Raw genomic sequence first — 447 nt, forward strand, 5'->3', positions numbered from 1 at the left:
GTCTCGTGCACTGACGCGCGTGCCCACGGGTGGCGCGGGGGAGTGGCGCGTCGTCGATGGCAGGGCATAGCGTCAACGGTGTGGATCAGGTAACTCTCGTTCTCGTGCGTCATGGCGAGTCGGAGGGCAACGTGGCAGCGGAGGCGGCGCTGCGCGATGACCTCGAGCGCATCGACGTGCCCGTGCGCGACCCCGACATCGAACTGAGCGAACTCGGCCGCCGACAAGCCGCCGCCGTCGGCACGTGGCTCGCGAAACAGCCCGCCGACGATCAGCCGGACGTCACGTGGACGAGCCCGTATCGACGCGCGCGTCAGACGGGCCAGATCGCGCTCGACAAGGCGTCGCTCGAACTGCCCGTCCTCGTCGACGAGCGTCTGCGCGACCGCGACATGGGTGTCACCGACATGCTCACCGGGCGCGGCATCCGCGACGCCTACCCCGAGG

At 70.0% G+C, this 447-nt stretch carries 1 protein-coding gene; it reads left to right on the forward strand.

Features of this window, described 5'->3' with window-relative positions:
* Positions 1 to 80: 80 nt before the first annotated feature.
* Positions 81 to 447, forward strand: a 367-nt coding sequence (locus M3147_RS19040) for a histidine phosphatase family protein (protein WP_251204964.1), incomplete at its 3' end; no start/stop codon positions are given.

Source organism: Agromyces mediolanus, from assembly GCF_023715325.1.
GTDB lineage: Bacteria > Actinomycetota > Actinomycetes > Actinomycetales > Microbacteriaceae > Agromyces > Agromyces mediolanus_A.